Origin of the sequence: Prevotella melaninogenica (assembly GCF_003609775.1) — a bacterium.
Taxonomy (GTDB): domain Bacteria; phylum Bacteroidota; class Bacteroidia; order Bacteroidales; family Bacteroidaceae; genus Prevotella; species Prevotella melaninogenica_A.
On record NZ_AP018049.1, the window covers coordinates 1,334,134 to 1,352,114 of the forward strand.

Annotated in this window: 14 protein-coding genes and 1 pseudogene; 3 read left to right on the top strand and 12 right to left on the bottom strand. The window is 39.5% G+C overall.

What is annotated here, in order from left to right:
• Window positions 1-3: 3 nt before the first annotated feature.
• Window positions 4-744, bottom strand: a complete 741-nt coding sequence (locus PMEL_RS05445; RefSeq protein ID WP_120174319.1) for a hypothetical protein — start codon at window positions 742-744, stop codon at window positions 4-6.
• Window positions 745-1,802: 1,058 nt separating this feature from the next.
• On the bottom strand, window positions 1,803-2,750 hold the full coding sequence (cysK, locus tag PMEL_RS05450) for a cysteine synthase A (protein WP_120174320.1): 948 nt from the start codon (window positions 2,748-2,750) through the stop codon (window positions 1,803-1,805).
• A gap of 193 nt (window positions 2,751-2,943) precedes the next feature.
• Between cysK and PMEL_RS05455 the strand changes: the two genes are divergently transcribed.
• The 3 genes from PMEL_RS05455 (at window position 2,944) to PMEL_RS05465 (ending at window position 6,225) form a co-directional block, all read left to right on the top strand.
• A complete protein-coding gene (locus tag PMEL_RS05455) occupies window positions 2,944-3,762 on the top strand; it encodes an AAA family ATPase (RefSeq protein ID WP_120174321.1) in 819 nt (272 codons plus the stop codon).
• 19 nt (window positions 3,763-3,781) lie between these two features.
• Window positions 3,782-4,795, top strand: a complete 1,014-nt coding sequence (locus PMEL_RS05460) for a DUF4435 domain-containing protein (protein WP_120174322.1) — start codon at window positions 3,782-3,784, stop codon at window positions 4,793-4,795.
• A gap of 128 nt (window positions 4,796-4,923) precedes the next feature.
• Window positions 4,924-6,225 carry an alpha-L-fucosidase gene (locus tag PMEL_RS05465; RefSeq protein ID WP_120174323.1) on the top strand — a complete coding sequence of 434 codons (1,302 nt, stop codon included), beginning with the start codon at window positions 4,924-4,926 and terminating at the stop codon, window positions 6,223-6,225.
• A 207-nt stretch (window positions 6,226-6,432) separates the two neighbouring features.
• Here the strand turns inward: PMEL_RS05465 and PMEL_RS05470 are convergent, their stop codons facing one another.
• The 10 genes and pseudogenes from PMEL_RS05470 to PMEL_RS05510 form a co-directional block, all read right to left on the bottom strand.
• A complete protein-coding gene (locus PMEL_RS05470) occupies window positions 6,433-7,176 on the bottom strand; it encodes a hypothetical protein (protein WP_145985352.1) in 744 nt (247 codons plus the stop codon).
• Window positions 7,166-8,389 carry a DUF262 domain-containing protein gene (locus PMEL_RS05475; protein ID WP_120174325.1) on the bottom strand — a complete coding sequence of 408 codons (1,224 nt, stop codon included), beginning with the start codon at window positions 8,387-8,389 and terminating at the stop codon, window positions 7,166-7,168. Before PMEL_RS05475 ends, PMEL_RS05470 begins: the two co-directional genes overlap by 11 nt.
• Window positions 8,390-8,652: 263 nt before the next feature.
• Window positions 8,653-9,500 (bottom strand): annotated as a pseudogene (gene dinD / locus PMEL_RS05480) (DNA damage-inducible protein D).
• Between the two features lie 397 nt (window positions 9,501-9,897).
• A complete protein-coding gene (locus PMEL_RS05485) occupies window positions 9,898-11,142 on the bottom strand; it encodes a VapE domain-containing protein (protein WP_120174326.1) in 1,245 nt (414 codons plus the stop codon).
• A 481-nt stretch (window positions 11,143-11,623) separates the two neighbouring features.
• Window positions 11,624-12,049 (bottom strand): DUF6078 family protein, encoded by a 426-nt coding sequence (locus tag PMEL_RS05490; RefSeq protein WP_172586755.1) that lies wholly within the window; start codon window positions 12,047-12,049, stop codon window positions 11,624-11,626.
• A gap of 457 nt (window positions 12,050-12,506) precedes the next feature.
• Window positions 12,507-13,118, bottom strand: coding sequence for a hypothetical protein (locus tag PMEL_RS05495; protein WP_120174327.1), 612 nt, complete (start codon window positions 13,116-13,118; stop codon window positions 12,507-12,509).
• 75 nt (window positions 13,119-13,193) lie between these two features.
• On the bottom strand, window positions 13,194-15,098 hold the full coding sequence (gene dnaK, locus PMEL_RS05500; protein ID WP_120174328.1) for a molecular chaperone DnaK: 1,905 nt from the start codon (window positions 15,096-15,098) through the stop codon (window positions 13,194-13,196).
• 55 nt (window positions 15,099-15,153) lie between these two features.
• A complete protein-coding gene (locus tag PMEL_RS12225; RefSeq protein ID WP_172586756.1) occupies window positions 15,154-15,324 on the bottom strand; it encodes a hypothetical protein in 171 nt (56 codons plus the stop codon).
• A 154-nt stretch (window positions 15,325-15,478) separates the two neighbouring features.
• On the bottom strand, window positions 15,479-16,102 hold the full coding sequence (locus PMEL_RS05505; protein ID WP_120174329.1) for a DUF4840 domain-containing protein: 624 nt from the start codon (window positions 16,100-16,102) through the stop codon (window positions 15,479-15,481).
• Between the two features lie 421 nt (window positions 16,103-16,523).
• On the bottom strand, window positions 16,524-17,981 hold the full coding sequence (locus PMEL_RS05510) for a TrkH family potassium uptake protein (protein ID WP_120174330.1): 1,458 nt from the start codon (window positions 17,979-17,981) through the stop codon (window positions 16,524-16,526).

Consider the following 17,981-nt stretch of genomic DNA (forward strand, 5'->3'; position numbering starts at 1 on the left):
AAGCTATTTTATTGCAAACTCTCTAACGCTCCTCTCAGAATCATACCAATCTAAGATGAGTTTAAGAATCCTTGAGGTAGGACGTTCTGCAATTGGCGTATATTGATTTATATGCTTTGTAAATAGAACGAAGGTCCCTTCCAGTTGCGTATCTTTAAATTCTGGGGCTATGCGCCCTTCACACTCTCTTAAGCCAATAATACGACAAAGTTCTCCACATTCCATATCCAGAATATGCTCAAATTCATAACCCATCCATACCCATCCTTTCTCATCAAAGAGTTTCCCAAAATAAGCTTGTGACTCCTTATTCTTCACAACAAGCAGTTTAGGTTTTACAACTTCCTCAATAATGTGCATCGTAAGATTTAATTGGTCAACAATGAATTTTATACCATCAGATGTCTTTAATATTTGGGTTTTCAAAATATTCTGCTCTCTCTCCTTAAAATAGAAAATATCAAGATAATCAGACTTATCTCTTAAATCTATATCTTCGTCAAAAAGCATCTTCTTTACTGGACTCCAATAATTATCATATTGTTGCCCATACCAGATTTCTTTTATTGGTCCATGAATAATCCCACTATCTTCATTATTGCGAAACGATGGATTAATTCCTGTTACTAAAATATCACTTTGAACATTGTCTGCATAAGTATAACCTCTGCTAATAATCTCATTGGGAAGTGAAGCAATGTATTCCTCATTCCAAATCTCAGCTAATCTTCTTCCTATATCCATAATTGAAATTCTATAATAGCTTTCTTATTTTATTTATCGCCACAAATTTAACATTTTTATTTTATCCTTAAATAAAAATTAAGAATAAATATATGATAAACATAAAACATTTATCTAACCAGCTGTATAAAAGCAAAGACTATAGAAATATATCCAACAAACAAGTTTATATATCTTACCAATAGAAACATTTGCAATTAATAAAAAACATTGCAAGTTCATCGAAATACAATCAAAATCACATTCCATCGAGTGAGGTTAAAGCTCAATGGAGAAACCGTTTCGATGTACCCAGCACTCTAAATGATACTGGTGTATTTCTTAATATGACATAAATCTCTTTTGTTTTCTTTGTACTAAACCAGCTACCCTACATTTAACAACACTATGTGTCATTACCATCCTTTTAGTGTTATGACTTCTGAACGTTAATAAAAAACAGAAAGTTCTTATCTTCTTATTGATGACTATGAGATTTGGAAATCGCGATTTCCAAATCTCACTTAGAAACATATTTTCAAGGTCCTACGTATAGATGACGAGACTGCTATGGTATCTTGAAACAGTATCAAAGGAAATGTGGAGCGTCCGAACACTTGACAGACACAAACCTTCCTCTTACAAAAATAATAAAGAAACCTCTTCTCCACTCTCTCCAAAAGGAAAGAATGGAGAAGAAATCAGTCTAAAATGTAATAATTTTTCCACTCTTCGTTTTTAGTCAAGCATCTTCTACGTTCGAATTAACGCCCTTTTGGCTTGCAAAAGATGCCCTATTGAAGTATTACTAACGCCCTTTAAGAAGCCTAATAAGCACCTTCTCTTTTACAAGTTTGCAATCAACTGATAATCTGAAGGTTAGAAAGAGGGAAACTAAAGCATTATTTTACAGTATCAATAGGAGTTAAAGTCCCATTTGTGTAAAACATTTTCAAATATCAAAATAGTATTTATCAAACTATAAAAGCATTATCTTCCTACCTAAAAATAAAAACAGACTACCTTGTCTTAAAGACAAAAGCAGTCTGTTGGGAAAGTATTTTAGAATTTGGAAAATACTAAAGAGGATATTCATCAAAGGCGTAAAGCACTGTTGAGAGATAACGCTCACCTGTATCTGGTAGCAAGGTTACAATAGTCTTACCAACATTCTCAGGACGCTTAGCAATCTCGGTAGCTGCAAAGGCTGCAGCACCAGATGAGATACCAACCAACAAACCTTCTTGTTGTGCCAACTGACGACCTGCAAGAATTGCCTGATCATTCTCTACTTGGAAAATCTCATCAACATACTTACTATTATATGTGTTAGGAACGAAGCCTGCACCAATACCCTGAATCTTATGTGGTCCACTCTCTCCACCACTCAAAACTGGAGATGAGGTTGGCTCAACTGCAATAATCTTCACATCAGGATTTTGCTCCTTAAGGTAGCGACCGATACCACTCACTGTACCACCAGTACCCACACCAGCCACAAAGATATCCACTTTACCATCTGTATCACGCCATATCTCTGGACCAGTAGTAAGATAGTGGCGTTCTGGATTAGCCTGATTCTCGAACTGCTGAAGGATAATACTACCCGGAATAGAATCTCTCAACTCCTCCGCTGCCTTGATAGCACCCTTCATACCCTCCTTGCCATTTGTCAGTTTCACCGTAGCACCGTATGCCTTCACAAGATTGCGACGCTCCACACTCATGGTCTCAGGCATAGTGAGAATAAGTTTATATCCCTTCACAGCCGATACCAATGCCAAGCCTACGCCTGTATTTCCACTGGTTGGCTCGATAATAGTAGCTCCGGGCTTTAAGAGTCCCTTAGCCTCAGCATCCTCTATCATAGCCAATGCTATACGGTCCTTCACACTACCACCAGGATTAAAATACTCTACTTTTGCAAGAACAGGAGTATTGAGTCCTCTTTCTGCAGAGAATTTATTAAGTGCTAACAGTGGCGTATTACCTATAAGCTCAGTGAGTTTGTTTACTATCTTTGCCATATTCTTTGGAATTTAATTTCTTACTTATTGTTTATGGATGCAAAGGTACAAACATTTACCCATATATGAAATACACTCTTTATGTTATTTAGCATACCATAAACGTGGTATTTACATTAAAATAAGGCTTTCTTATTGCCATTCACGCAAAAAACATTATATTTGCATTACTATTGTCATAAAATCTACGATTATGCAGAAATACGCAGATTACATAGAAGAGATTGAGATTGACTCGCTTTGGAGTGGAAAGAAACATATCCGATGGACATTAGACCGACAGGTGAATATCCTGAGTGGAATTAATGGTGTCGGCAAGAGTACTATTCTTAATAAGGTGATACGGAGTCTGTCGCAAGGAGGTGAGTTTCCCAGCCATTCGCTAAAAGGTGTCCGTCTAAAGGTGAGTCCTGATGATGCACGATGGATACGTTATGACATCATCCGTTCGTTCGACCGACCTCTGATGAACTCGGATAGTATCAGCAAGATAAACATCGATCTTGTTACAGAACTTGACTGGCAGCTCTTTCAGCTTCAACGCAAATATCTTGACTATCAGGTAAACATCGGCAACCGTATTATCGATACCTTACAAAGTGGTGACGCGGATGCTGCAGAGAAAGCACAACAGATATCACAACCTAAGAAACGTTTCCAAGATATTTTGGACGACCTCTTTACCGAAACTGGTAAGAAGATTATCCGTTCTGAGAATGAGATAAAATTCTCTTCATTAGGTGAAGTCCTCGCTCCTTATCAGTTGTCAAGTGGCGAGAAGCAGATTTTGGTTATCCTGCTGACTGTATTGGTAGAAGACAATGAACATTACGTTCTCTTTATGGACGAGCCGGAGGTGAGTCTGCATATAGAGTGGCAGAAACGCTTAATCGACCTCATCTTAGAACTGAATCCGAATGTTCAGATTATCCTCACGACACACAGTCCTGCTGTCATCATGAACGGATGGATTGACCGTGTGACAGAGGTTACGGACATAACCGATAAATGATTGTCTGAAGGAGGGAGCGATGGGAAAAAGACTGAGCGACAACCTATCATCGGCTTATATTGATGCAGTAAACCGATTGAACGGTAAGCGGGCACGGAGAAAGATTATCGCATACGTGGAAGCGTATGACGATATCTTCTTTTGGCGCACTGTCTTAAGCAGTTTTGAGAACGAGGAGCGTTACTTTGAAGTGATGTTGCCATCGCGATTAAACCTTACCAAGGGCAAACGGTCGGTATTGATGAACCTCGTTTCACAGAATATTGGTGAGAACATGATTGCTTGTGTGGATGCTGATTATGACTATCTATTGCAAGGAGTTACCCAACTTTCCGACGAAGTGAACAACAACCCATACGTTTTCCATACGTATGCTTATGCTATTGAAAACCTACAATGTTACGCACCGAGTCTGCATGATGTGACAGTAGCTGTAACGCTCAACGACCATCCTATCTTTAACTTTGAAGAGTTTCTGAAACTTTACAGCGAAAGTATACACCCACTCTTCGTCTGGAGTATCTGGCATTATCGCCAAGGCATCCACAAGAAGTTTACCATATCCGACTTTAATAGAGTTGTGGAGATTGGTAATTTCTCTCTGAAAGGGGCTGCTGAAAGTCTTCAACGACTGCGCCATAAAGTGCAGATGCGTGTACGACAACTCCAAAAAGAGAACCCGAATGCAAAGGAAAGCTACTTGAAACTGAAAGAGGAATTGCGTACCTTAGGCGTTACACCTTCAACCACCTATTTATATATTCAAGGGCATCACCTCTTCGACAACATCATCGTACCAGTCTTGAAACGAGTATGTGACCTCCTCATTCGCGAACGTGAAGATGAGATTAATCGTAATGCTATACACGATACGCAACGTCGCAACGAGCTATCAAGTTATGGCCATAGTACGGAGGCGATTATCCCTATGCTCCGTCGTAATGTAGGTTATACGAACGCTGAACCATTCCTAAGATTGAAAGAAGATATTTATACATTCTTGAATCCACCGACACAACAACCAACAGACTAAGTCCTTCTGTTTTCTTCATAACTTTACCTTACCCCATGCTTGTGTCTATACTTTCTTTACTTAGTGGGGCATTATCTGCTGTAGTTTTATTATCTTTGTAGTCAAAATCTAAACAACAAAATTCTTACATGAAGAAGACTCTACTTTTAATCGCAACACTGCTAGCAAGTTATGTCGGCATGGCACAGGAGACTTACCAGCCAACGGCAGAGAATCTCAAAGCGCGCGAACAGTTCCAAGACGATAAGTTCGGTATCTTCCTGCATTGGGGACTCTACTCAATGATGGGTACAACCGAATGGATTATGACCAATAGGGATATCAACTACAAGGAATACCCTAAGTTGGCTAAAACTTTCTATCCTTCGGAGTTTGATGCAGATGCTTGGATTAAGGCTATCAAGGCTGCTGGTGCAAAGTATATCACGATTACCACTCGTCACCACGATGGTTTCTCGCTTTATAAGACTGCTACCAGTACTTATAACTCTGTTGACGGTTCACCTTTCAAGCGTGATATTATCAAAGAATTGGCTGATGCCTGCAAACGACACGACATAAAGCTGCATCTTTATTATTCACACCTCGACTGGGGACGTGAGGACTATCCAGTGGGTAGAACGGGAACTGGAACGGGTCGTCCAAAAGAGAAGGCTAACTGGCCAAGCTATTACAAGTTTATGAACACGCAGCTGACAGAATTGCTCACAAACTATGGGAAAGTAGGTGCAATCTGGTTTGATGGTTGGTGGGATCATGACAACGACGCAAAACCTTTCGATTGGCAGTTGGAGGAGCAGTATGCTTTGATTCATAAGCTACAGCCACAGTGCCTCATTGCTAACAACCATCATCAGACTCCTTTCCCTGGTGAGGACATTCAGATCTTTGAACGTGACCTACCGGGTGAGAACAAGGCTGGACTGTCTGGACAGAGCATCAGCCGTCTGCCATTGGAGTCATGCCAGACCATCAACGAGCATTGGGGGTACAACATCACCGATACTCTCTACAAATCACCAAAGGAGCTGATTCAGATGCTTGTTCGTGCTGCTGGTAAGAATGCCAACCTCCTGCTCAACATCGGTCCAGAGCCAGGTGGTGCCCTTCCCGAACTTGCCCTCAACCGCCTTCAGGCCATCGGTGAATGGCTGAACAAATATGGTGAAACCATCTACGGCACTCGTGGCGGCATCGTTGGTCCACACGAATGGGGTGTAAGTACACAGCGTGGTAACAAACTCTACATCCACATCCTAAACTGTATGGACTCCAGCCTCTTCATCCCTACTGGTAACCACAAAATCAAGTCTGCCACCGTCTTTGGCACTAACAAGCGTGTCAACTTCACAAAGACTGGCAACGGCATCACCCTCAACTTTGACACCGTCCCCACCGACATTGATTATATTGTTGAGTTGACGTTGTGATGTAGGCTTTCTCACCTTATCATATTTCAAATACAACCCGCAGCAACCATCCAGTTGCTGCGGGTTTTCTTTACATGTATGAATAGCCTTTTTATCAAATATATCCTATACTGATAATCAAAGAATTACATTCTTATGGTACAAAAATGTTTCCTCAAATTGAGTAGTATTGATTAGAAATCATCTTGGATGTTATCGCCATTCTTATCATTTAACCTCTTTAAGGCAATTTGTATAAATACCATAGAGTTTCATGTACAATTCATCCATAAGGATTAATATTGACAGCATTGTGAAATAGTTTTCCTTTTCATAAATCCCATCTTTTAGCCCTGATAGAGATGGAAGATTCTCTTGGTATGATCTCAAATTGTGGGCATAACGATTTCGGTGCCGATAAACTACATTATTGTAGAAATCTTGTAAGTCATTTCCGAGAAATGAAATCTTCCCATTATCATAGATTGCAAAAGAATCTTTATTAATTATATTTGGACTTGCCTTAAAAAGTAGAAAATCTTTTTCTTTAACTACACCTATAAGTGACTTATCAACAATACTAGTAATATTACTATTGATATCATTTACTAAGTTTTCTCTATATTGTTCCCCAAAGGCAGGCTCATTGATTTGATCTAGTGCAATCCGTCTAATAACATCTTGCATCTCTTTAAATATCTTCTGTTTATCTTTGTAATTCGAGCATTCTCCCATTTTATCAGTCAGCATCTGATATCTATACTCATAATCATTTGTTGCCATCTCCCAACAAATACATTTCAATTTCTGTTCAGATGCACCAGTCATTTTGAGAAAAGTAGTCTGTAAAATATATTCACATAAAGGTTGGGTCTCAATACCATCTCCAATAGCTCGACAAGAGGTTACTGTATCTCTGAGTATATCGAGTATGGGAGTTTGTATAAATAGTTGATGTTGATTAGTTCGCATACTCTTCATAAATTTGAATAGAAACTTTTAATCTTTCTCTCAAATGCTTCAAAAGATTCGGAGTCTTTGAATAATATTCACTGCTCTTTTTACTAGAAATCTCCGTACTTATCTTATCTATTAGGGTCTTATCAGAAGTTATGCTTTTATTTTTAAACACTATCCAATATATCAATCCAAATAGCCAGTAATCAGCATCTACCCATGACGTAAACGCATCTTTCTTTTCATCAAGATTAAAATTATTCTTGTTTTCTTGTATCCAACTTCTTAATTTTACAAACCGATCTATAAAACCACCATTAGGAAAAACATCATCAAATTTAAAAGCATTAAATTTATCTGTTCTACTTTCTTGTTCTAATTGTAAAATATATGAAACATAATCAGCAATATAGTTCTCACGAGAATTATACGCTGAGTACCCTACAAGAATTTTATTTGAATTTTGTAATCCATAAAATTGTGAGAGGACAGCCAAATATCGTGCAAAGTCAATTGGAGAAGGAACCATCTTCTCAATTATTTTAATATTACATAGAACATCCTCTTTAATATCGCCATTTAATATTTTACCTTCAAAGTAATTTTCTTTTTCTGTATCCATATAATACAAAGATCGTCTACTTTCTAAAGAAGATAACTTTCTTCCTAAATAATTTATATTTCGGAACAAGGTTGAAAAAAACTTTTGAATTTCACTAGTATTAGTAGTATTAGGTATTATGTACGAAAAGCCTAAAAACGTTTTTTCAAAAAAATCATCATTCAAAGAAATAGCTATTATCTCATATCTATCGTCATTGTTCAATTGCTTCTTTATCTCTTCTTTCGTATTACTATCTTTTTGCAATAATTCTTGAAAAGTCCATCTTATAGACTTCTTCTCTGGCATGTCTTCTGAGCTATCATCGCCATCAGCAAAAGAATAAGACTCATCGAATTTTTCCTTATTTGGCATATAGCCAAGATAAGACAGCAATATAGATGTCAAACGCTGCTGACCATCTAAGATTATATTTCCTTCATTGGCATAAGCAATTGTAATTGGCTGAACAAATTGTCCATTTTCCAACGATTGTATAAGGCGCTGAACATCCTTCTTTTCCCAAACAAAACTCCTTTGGTATTTGGGAAGAATAATGTTCTTTTTAAGCATCAACTCTATCCAATGCTTCAGTGTGTATTCGCCATAATAAACTCTTGTGTCCATTTTTTATAATCTGAAATTAGTGTTTTTTAATCTATACTTTTATTATTTACTATTATCTTTATTAACTCTTCTAATTTAGAGATTAGATTTAATGTAGGATAACCTTCTTTTAATGATACTTCATCTTTGACCTTATTTCTCTTACGTAAAGGGTCTTGATGAATTTCTTTCAATACTATTGAAATGTATTCGGAGTATTCTTTATCGTCCTTCTCTTGTAATTCTTCTTTCGCAAAGATATAGGATTAAGAAATTACAAGTTCTCATCCTTTATGCGTATCTTTTCCTCGATTATTTATTAGAGCTTTCTTTTCTTCACTCACCAACCTCCTTTCTACCTTTTTAACGTCTTCTGCAGGAGGCAGATTCTCTGGTATAATTCCACGTTGAATCATCATTTGCCGAACAGCTTTATTATTCTCAATATGTTCATTACTGATTTGACCTTCTCCATATAAGTCCTTTTGCTGCACATTGACATTAGTCATTTCAGCTGCAAAATCCTTCGCTTTAATACTGATAGTCGGTAGGAAATCAGCAACAGGTCTACTTGCAGGACCCCCATCTTCTTTTTTATTTGTGCTGTACTTAAGCGAAACAATGCCTGATCTCCTTTAGAGCGGATTACAGCAAAGCCTTTACTATCGACACCTCGTTCATAAAGAATACCAGATAGATGTTTTTCAGTCTCTTGCAGCTTTGTACGTGCTTTCACACGTTCTATCTCCAATAGCCTTTGCTCTATTAACTCAGCCTTACGTGTCTGCATCGCAAAATAGGTTTGTGCAAATGCTATCTGTTCTTTACGTGGGTCACCATTTTGTGCAATTAGGTAACAGCCATAGCGAGTTAAGAGAATATCATCAATCTCTCTTTCTGACCCAGAACCAAGATTAACCATTTTCCTGTCGTCAGGAAAATGGTCAGAAACCAAACTCCCTGCATTTTCACAGGCAATTTTGGCTTTATCTATTACTTTCGAGAAATTCTCCCATTTCGAATAACCCAAAAGCAGCTGGAGTTCGCGTGCACTCCAACATTCAATCCCCTCGACCTCTACAGCCACAGCTTCAAAGCCATTGTATAATTCTTGAATTACTTCTTTTTTCATCTTATCAGTTTTGTAGCTTTTATCTTATTCATAGCAGCAAGACTTAGAACACTTTGTAACTTAGATATTAAATATCCTCACACTTTATCGCCATTTACGAACAAGAAAATATATAGTGTCCTTCCTTGCGCTCTTTTATAGATGAGTTTTTAGTTACACTTCCCATTAACATGGGTAACTCCTTGCAAATATAATATAAAATATTTATATAAAGAATAAAGAGAAAAGGTTTTTTACAAAAAACTATTCATGCTGAATGTCAATAGAGCTAACATAGCTTTGTTTTTAGTTGCTGTCACTTTTAAGACTTCACGCAACTGACAGATTATAAACTACTTATAGCACGTTGAAGTGTGACGGCAGTGACAGCAACTTTGAAAGTTTATTCGGATAACAACTAACGATTTAAGATGGAAGAGACAGACTGGCCAAGGCTACTACGCACTGTGACCAAATACTCTGTGCCATGCGAAGAATGTTTACTGTGGAGGTTCGGGATGTTGGCAAGGACACGACCGAAATGGGAGAGGCTTGTCAGGTGTAGCTGACTGCCGTATCGCTGGCGAAGAAGACTAAAGATCGAGGCGGCTGTCATATAAGCACCCTTCATCAAGTCCTTAGGGATGGAAAAGCACTCGAAGAAGAGAGCCTCAGCAGGAGTGCGCTGTTGATACTGCACGTTGTTTGCCATAATCTCTTGGGTATCAGTCTCATCAAACCAATAACGCCTACCGCTATCTAATTCAGCAACAGCCTGCGCATAGAGTTGCTTATAGTCTATGTGCTCGGGCAAGCAAATAGGACCAGTCAGCGTGACTGCAATAAAACGGCGACAGCCACTGGGATCGCTAAAGACATCCGAAACGTTTGCCGTAGCAATGAAAGAGGCAACACGTGGCAACGTAAGCTGCTGCTGACGATAAGGCTGACGGAGTTTGATACTTGCAAGCTGCATGACATTCTTCAAAAAACCGTCTTGCGTCTTTGCCGACAGGGCATTGAACTCATCAATGTTTATCAGCAGCGACTGTGTCATAGCCCTCAGCGTATTCTGTTTCTCACTGATGACAAGGTTGTCATTATAGCCCCACTGCAACATTTCGGGCAGCAAACGTTTACAGAAGGTAGACTTCCTATAGCCCTGCCGTGAGATGAGTAGCGGTGCCACACTGTTGCCATGTGCATTATCTAAGCCCATCCATTGTGCCACCATTGCAAGAAACCACGTGTGAAACCAGTCTGTCCACCGTGTATTGTCATTAGGAACACAGTCTGCCAAAGCCTTGATATGATCCTTTCCATCCCATCGCCCACACAGACTATTGAGGAAGTCGTCCACAGGATTAAAAACCTTGACAAAGTCCGACTCCGTGTATCGTCGGATATCTTTGTCCCACACATCAATACCATCAAGACGTGCTTTGATGGCGATAGTATTGCGCATACGTTCATCCGCTGGCACAAAAGGTTCGTTACTCCCTACCTTTCGGATTTCCGTACAGCCCAAGGCGGTGTTATACCGCATTTCATACTTCCGCTCAAGATAGTTGAGCAGACGACGAGTAATATCATTTTTAAGTCTATCCGACTGTCGCTTTCGCTGATTTTCAGCTTTAATGTTCTTAAGATTCTTATACTGCATAAGTTTTGAAATTTACAAGTTGACAAGTTAACAAGTTGCTTGTGAGAAAGAAGAAAGAGTGAAAAGGTTAATCTGTTATTATGTCTTTCTAATATCTGTCCTTATGTCATTCTGTCTAATGAGACATAGAAAAGTCAAACTGTTACTATGTCTTCTCTTATCTGACCTTGTGTCATTCTGGCTAATAAGCCATAGAAAAGTTAAACTGTTACTATGTCTTTTCTTATCTGACCTTTTGTCATTCTGTCTGATGAGCCATAGAAGAGTTAAACTGTTACTATGTCTTTCCTTATCCTGTCTACAGCACCACACGTGCGGAGCATTAACACAAGATGTGCGGAGCGTTAACACCAAATAAATAAGACACCACTAACAGTCAACTAACCCAACTCCTTTACTCCAAGAAGAACTACCCCACTCTTCCAAACACGCTAATGTCTTAACTCCTCTCACTCCCTTTCACTCCTTAATCCCTTAATCCCTAATACTCCCAGCTCGTTTGATAATTGTCATAAACACGTGGGGCGGCATAGCCATAACGCAGGAAAAGCTCATTAATCCATTGCTGCTCGCCCTCACTCAGTTTGTTAATCCCCCGATGATAACGATAGTAGACAAAGCGACTGCCGAAATGGTCCTCCAGAGCACGACGTAGAGAGCGGTAGTCACTATGCTTTACATCATCAAAAAGATGCGAGAATCCCCACGCCAATCGTTCTGTCTTCATTGTGTGAAACTCCTTACAGCTATTGCCAGAACGAGCAGAGGGAAGAACGGTCAATGCCGAGTGTTGGCTAACTGGAAGTGTCTTACCCACATAATAGCGCAGGCACTGCTCTTTGAGAATACAATCGTGCATAAAGCACACTGCCCAATCTTTGGGCATGTTAGAAAAATCTGTAAACATAAATAGAATGATTTAAGAATAAAACAAAAGGAAGATGCTGTTAGTTTGTAGAATATCACGCCTTGCGTGCCGTTGCTCTTCCTAATATCTGCGTGCAAAGATACAACACAGAGATACCCCTTGTCAAGTTTTTCACGGATTATTTTTATTTTGCTGTCACTCCTATCATCCACTCACGACTTATAACACTTTATAAATCAATCAAATACCGCAAATGTTAAAAATGACAGCAAACAGTTTTCAAACTTAGTGTAGTATATATATCATTTATAGAAATTTCAACATAAGAATTCACAATATATAATATTCCCTCGTGCTCATTTCGAGCAACGTGTAGGCTGTATGCCGCAAACACTGGCTGACTTTCTCGCAGTGAGTGCCAGCGCTGTGTTCATAATCGTAGGATAATTGGTTGTATTCTTCAAGGGTCATAGGATATTCTTCTTCAAAGTGATTCCTACATCCACTCATCGACTGTCGTCCTTACCAAATCTAAAATCATAGCTTTATCTTTGGACTCTATAATATCTTGGACTTTCTTACCCTTAAATGTTTGATAAATAGATAAACGGATAACAGGAATTCCGCTTATAACTCCAGTAACATCCCTTAGAAAATCATAAAAAGCACGCTGCCTCCATCGTGAACTTCCAGCCCCATCTAAGCATCCATTATCATCACTTTTTACAAACAACATCTCTGATGAATTATTTTTCCAAAATCCTCCATGCTTACGGCAACGAGACTGGTATAGTTCACAGAAACACATATATTCATCTAAACGGAAACCTTTTATTTCTTGATAAATGGCAGAGTTTAATGTTTTATATCTATATTTATTGAAATGATTCTCTTCATCTAATTCTATTATAAACTTAGGGGTTGAGATATCCCATGGACCAAAAGTTAAAGGAGGATCTTCCTGTGTTCCTCCTAATTCTTTGTACATACTCTTCACCTCAGAATAATGCTCAGGTGAAAGTGATAACTGACTCTTAGTAAGTTTCGAGTGCTTCTTTTCTCCATACTCTTGCAGTACTACCTGCTTTAAGATATTCTCTTTTTTCATTGTTTAGGTTGGATAAAACAAAAGAGAAGAATATTAGAGTTCCTCTCTTTTGTTGTAATATAGTTATAATCTTCTTTACTTCACTTCCTCAAAGTCTGCATCTTGGATGGTGTCATCCTGCTTTGGCTGCTCCTGCTGACCAGCGTCTGCGCCTGGCTGAGGACCACCCTGTGCACCTGATTGGCTGTACATCTGCTGTGATGCTGCCTGCATAACGGTGTTGAGGTTGTTGATAGCTGTGTCGATGGCTGCAACGTCAGCTGACTTGTGAGCATCACGGAGCTGCTGGAGAGCAGACTCGATGCCTAACTTCTGATCGGCTGGAATCTTGTCACCATTGTCCTTCAAGAAGTTCTCAGTGGTGAAGATCATTGAGTCAGCCTGATTCAGCTTGTCAATCTTCTCACGCTCTGCCTTATCAGCTGCAGCATTCTGCTCAGCCTCAGCCTTCATACGGTTGATTTCCTCCTCGCTCAAACCACTTGAAGCCTCGATGCGGATGCTCTGCTCCTTACCTGTTGCCTTATCCTTAGCAGATACATTGAGGATACCGTTAGCATCGATGTCGAATGTTACCTCAATCTGTGGCACACCACGACGAGCTGGAGCAATACCTGTCAGGTTGAACTGACCGATAGACTTGTTCTGTGCTGCCATTGGACGCTCACCCTGCAGAACGTGGATAGTAACCTCTGTCTGGTTATCGGCTGCAGTAGAGAACACCTCGCTCTTCTTGCAAGGGATGGTAGAGTTAGCCTCGATGAGCTTTGTCATCACACCACCCATAGTTTCAATACCGAGGGTAAGAGGAGTTACGTCGAGCAATACGATATCACCCACACCGCTCTCCTTGTTAAGGATAGCACCCTGAATAGCTGCACCAACAGCAACCACCTCATCAGGGTTAACACCCTTTGAAGGCTCCTTACCGAAGTAGTTCTTTACCAATGTCTGCACAGCAGGAATACGGCTTGAACCACCTACCAGGATAACCTCATCGATATCTGATGTCTGCAACTTAGCATCACGGATAGCGTTCTGGCAAGGAACAAGACAAGCCTGAATGAGGTTGTGTGCCAACTGCTCAAACTGTGAACGAGTCAAAGTCTTTACCAAGTGCTTTGGAACACCGCCCTCAGCTGTGATATAAGGCAGGTTAATCTCTGTAGAAGAAGAGCTTGACAACTCAATCTTAGCCTTCTCAGCAGCCTCCTTCAAACGCTGCATTGCCATTGGATCCTTTCTCAAGTCGATACCCTCCTCAGACTTGAAACCATCAGCGAGCCAGTCGATGATAACCTGATCGAAGTCGTCACCACCAAGGTGAGTATCACCATTCGTAGAAAGTACCTCGAACACACCGCCACCGAACTCAAGGATAGAGATATCGAATGTACCACCACCAAGGTCGAATACAGCAATCTTCATATCCTTATTAGCCTTGTCAACACCGTAAGCAAGCGCTGCAGCAGTAGGCTCATTCACGATACGCTGTACGTTAAGACCTGCAATCTGACCAGCCTCCTTAGTAGCCTGACGCTGTGAGTCAGAGAAGTATGCTGGTACGGTGATAACTGCATCTGTCACTTCCTGACCGAGATAGTCCTCTGCGGTCTTCTTCATCTTCTGCAATACCATTGCAGAAATCTCCTGTGGAGTATATTTACGGTCGTCAATCTGAATACGTGGATAACCACCCTCGTTAACAACCTTGAATGGTACACGCTCAGCCTCTTTCTGACACTGCTCGTAAGTCTCACCCATGAAACGCTTAACAGAGTAAACAGTCTTCTCTGGGTTTGTGATAGCCTGACGCTTAGCAGGATCACCCACCTTACGCTCACCGCCCTCAACGAAGCCAACGATAGAAGGTGTAGTACGCTTACCCTCACTGTTAGCGATTACCACTGGCTCATTACCTTCAAATACAGCAACACAAGAGTTTGTTGTTCCTAAGTCAATTCCAATAATCTTTCCCATAATTGTATATTCTTTTTTTTATTATTATTTCGTTTTCAATATTGACGCTTGTCTATCACAGTATCATCAGACTTACATCATCTACTGCTGTTACTGACGGCGTCATTCGCCAATAATTAGACAAATGATGTGCCAACAGAGACAGACTGACAGAATGGCAGAAAGACTCTGCAATATTGTCAAAACAATAAATTAATAGACAGAAACCACCTTTCTTATTTATCATTTTCCACAGCTTCACATACCTTTTAGACTTTCCCTATACTACTACTATACACTATCAGATGAAACAACAAGTATCTTCTTATATCATAGAAAAACAAACCCGGAAACATCCGAATAGATGTTCCCGGGCTTTTGCTTATACTGTTTTATAAAACTTATACTCTTGGTTCAGAAGCAAGGAAGAAATAATCAGCACCCTTACTAACAGACTTATCAAGAACACCGTCAATCACCAGTCCACCCTCTAAAAGACGAGTTGCAAGCACCTTACGATCTGCATCATAACCTCCATAGGTATAATCAGCCTTGAAAAGGAAAGCTATAGCTACATCATGAGTTTTACCCCCATAAGTAACCTTGCCTAAGTCCAAACGATAAGGAGCAATATAAAAGAGGATTGGTTTCACGCTGAACACGCTAATAGCACATTTGATTTCCTGATTTGGCAAAGCCTCGATAGCTTGCTTCAAATCAGTATCAATAATACTTGCGGTCAACATCTTAGTTGGGATATTTTTGATAATAAGTGTTGTGTCATCTTTGATTTCCCAAGTAGTATTCACAGAATCTTTTCTTTCAAGTTGTTCCCGTTCGTTTAGGCCATATCTCGAAAGTTTACCATGATAAAGGCCTTGAATAGTATGGCTTGCAGCCCTCAACTCTTCTACTGTTGGGCGGTTGCGTTTTGCCTGTTCATCATAATCGTCATTCAAACAAGAAGAAAATGACAATGTTGCTATAAGTGCAACAAATAAAATCAATAGTTTGTTCTTTTTCATTTATAGTACGTTTTGGTTATTATATTTAAGTTTATTGGTCACAAATTTACACATTATCAACTTATTTCCAACACAATTACTGTTAAAAGAGTAATAAGAAAGTTGTATGATAGTTTATGTTATTTATTTTAAAGAATTTACCCCCTGTTTGTAGACAAAATAAAGTGCTTTTGATAACATATAATACGCTATATAACTAAAAGAGAAGTTAGGGAAGATTGAAAGTATTTTCAGCTATCAACACTTTACTTTCACGATAATAAACATTTTTCTTCATGAAAAGAAATATTTTCTTTCGTGAAAATAAATATTTCTTTTCATGAAAATAATTCACCATCGTTGGAAATAAAGGAATGCTAAAAGCCTTTAGAAGGTATCAATATAGATAGAACTATAACCCAAACTCAGGCTTTTACCTACCTTAGTTTTCCTTCCAAAAAGCAGGCGAGAAGAGCACCAAGACTGTAAACAGTTCCAAACGACCTACGAGCATAAGGAAGGAACAAATCCACTTTGCAAAGTCTGGCAACTGTGCCCATGACATTGTAGGACCAATCTCCATACCCAAAGTCGGACCGACATTACCCAAACAACTCAATGTAATCGTAATAGCATTTGTATTATCAATACCAAAAGCAATCATCGTAAAGGCACAGAAGAGTGTCAAAATAAGATAAAGACCGATAAAGCCCAAAAGCGTTACACGTTTTGCCTGTGGGATATTCACACCATCAATCTTCATTGGTAAGACGGCGTTAGGATGCAGAATTTGACGAAACTCATTACGTACTACCTTCAACAACATCACTCCACGAATACTTTTGACACCACCACTGGTAGAACCCGAACAGCCACCGAGGAACATACATGCAGCTAAAACAACCCATGTTACATGAGGCCACTTGGCAGCATCGTCGCTGAATAGTCCTGTCGTTGTTATAAAGGAAATCACCTGAAAGAGGGCACAACGGAAAGCGCGCTCTATATCATAATGGTTACGATAAACAAGTTCAAAAGCAATAAAGATTGCAAATGAGAGTACCATAATCGTATAGAAACGGAACTCACTATTCTTTAATAACTTCTTGATATCCAATCCTACCACTGAGGCATACAACAATGTGAAGTTGACACCAGAAAGGAAGCAAAACAATGCACAGACATATTCTTCCGCCGGAGAGTGAAAGGTTGCTATAGAACCGCTCTCTGTTGAGAATCCACCCGTTGCCGTACTGGTCATAGAATAGTTGAAAGCATCAAACCATCCCATACCACATAGCTTATAAGAGAAGATACAAGCGATTGTCAGAACCACATAAACAATCCAAATCCACTTGGCACTTGTGCTCAGTCGTGGGTGTAATTTACTTTTAATAGGACCAGTTGCTTCGGCAGCAAATACCTTTACCGAACCGCCCACCATAGAAGGAAGGATGGCTATGGTAAAGAATACAATACCTAAGCCACCAATCCACTGTGTCAACGAACGCCAAAAAAGGAGTCCCTTTGGTAGATATTCAGGATAGTCTATAATCGTTGCACCAGTCGTTGTAAAACCTGACATAGCCTCAAAGAATGCATCTGTGAAACTCCCGATATAGCCACTAAGTATAAACGGAAGTGTACCAAAGAGCGTAAAGAGTATCCAAGATATCGTTACTACGAAATAGGCATCACGACGTCCTAAGAGGTTGTCTGCATGACGGCCTAACAATCGGAAAACAATACCAGCACCTACCGTTATGAGAATACTCCACACGAATGGCAGGATGTCAACACCATAATATATCAATGACACTAACAGACAAAGAAGCATCAGTACACCCTCTATCCATAATAGAGAGCCAAGAATCTTGGAAATAAGTTTCAGATTAAGCAT

Excerpts from the sequence above, each read along its gene's own strand:
- dnaK (WP_120174328.1), bottom strand. The coding sequence starts at position 15,098 with ATGGGAAAGATTATTGGAATTGACTTAGGAACAACAAACTCTTGTGTT.
- PMEL_RS12225 (WP_172586756.1), bottom strand. The coding sequence starts at position 15,324 with ATGATAAATAAGAAAGGTGGTTTCTGTCTATTAATTTATTGTTTTGAC.
- PMEL_RS05470 (WP_145985352.1), bottom strand. The coding sequence starts at position 7,176 with ATGCGAACTAATCAACATCAACTATTTATACAAACTCCCATACTCGAT.
- PMEL_RS05505 (WP_120174329.1), bottom strand. The coding sequence starts at position 16,102 with ATGAAAAAGAACAAACTATTGATTTTATTTGTTGCACTTATAGCAACA.
- PMEL_RS05495 (WP_120174327.1), bottom strand. The coding sequence starts at position 13,118 with ATGAAAAAAGAGAATATCTTAAAGCAGGTAGTACTGCAAGAGTATGGA.
- PMEL_RS05490 (WP_172586755.1), bottom strand. The coding sequence starts at position 12,049 with ATGTTTACAGATTTTTCTAACATGCCCAAAGATTGGGCAGTGTGCTTT.
- PMEL_RS05485 (WP_120174326.1), bottom strand. The coding sequence starts at position 11,142 with ATGCAGTATAAGAATCTTAAGAACATTAAAGCTGAAAATCAGCGAAAG.
- cysK (WP_120174320.1), bottom strand. The coding sequence starts at position 2,750 with ATGGCAAAGATAGTAAACAAACTCACTGAGCTTATAGGTAATACGCCA.
- PMEL_RS05510 (WP_120174330.1), bottom strand. The coding sequence starts at position 17,981 with ATGCTTAATCTGAAACTTATTTCCAAGATTCTTGGCTCTCTATTATGG.
- PMEL_RS05460 (WP_120174322.1), top strand. The coding sequence starts at position 3,782 with ATGGGAAAAAGACTGAGCGACAACCTATCATCGGCTTATATTGATGCA.
- PMEL_RS05455 (WP_120174321.1), top strand. The coding sequence starts at position 2,944 with ATGCAGAAATACGCAGATTACATAGAAGAGATTGAGATTGACTCGCTT.
- PMEL_RS05475 (WP_120174325.1), bottom strand. The coding sequence starts at position 8,389 with ATGGACACAAGAGTTTATTATGGCGAATACACACTGAAGCATTGGATA.
- PMEL_RS05445 (WP_120174319.1), bottom strand. The coding sequence starts at position 744 with ATGGATATAGGAAGAAGATTAGCTGAGATTTGGAATGAGGAATACATT.
- PMEL_RS05465 (WP_120174323.1), top strand. The coding sequence starts at position 4,924 with ATGAAGAAGACTCTACTTTTAATCGCAACACTGCTAGCAAGTTATGTC.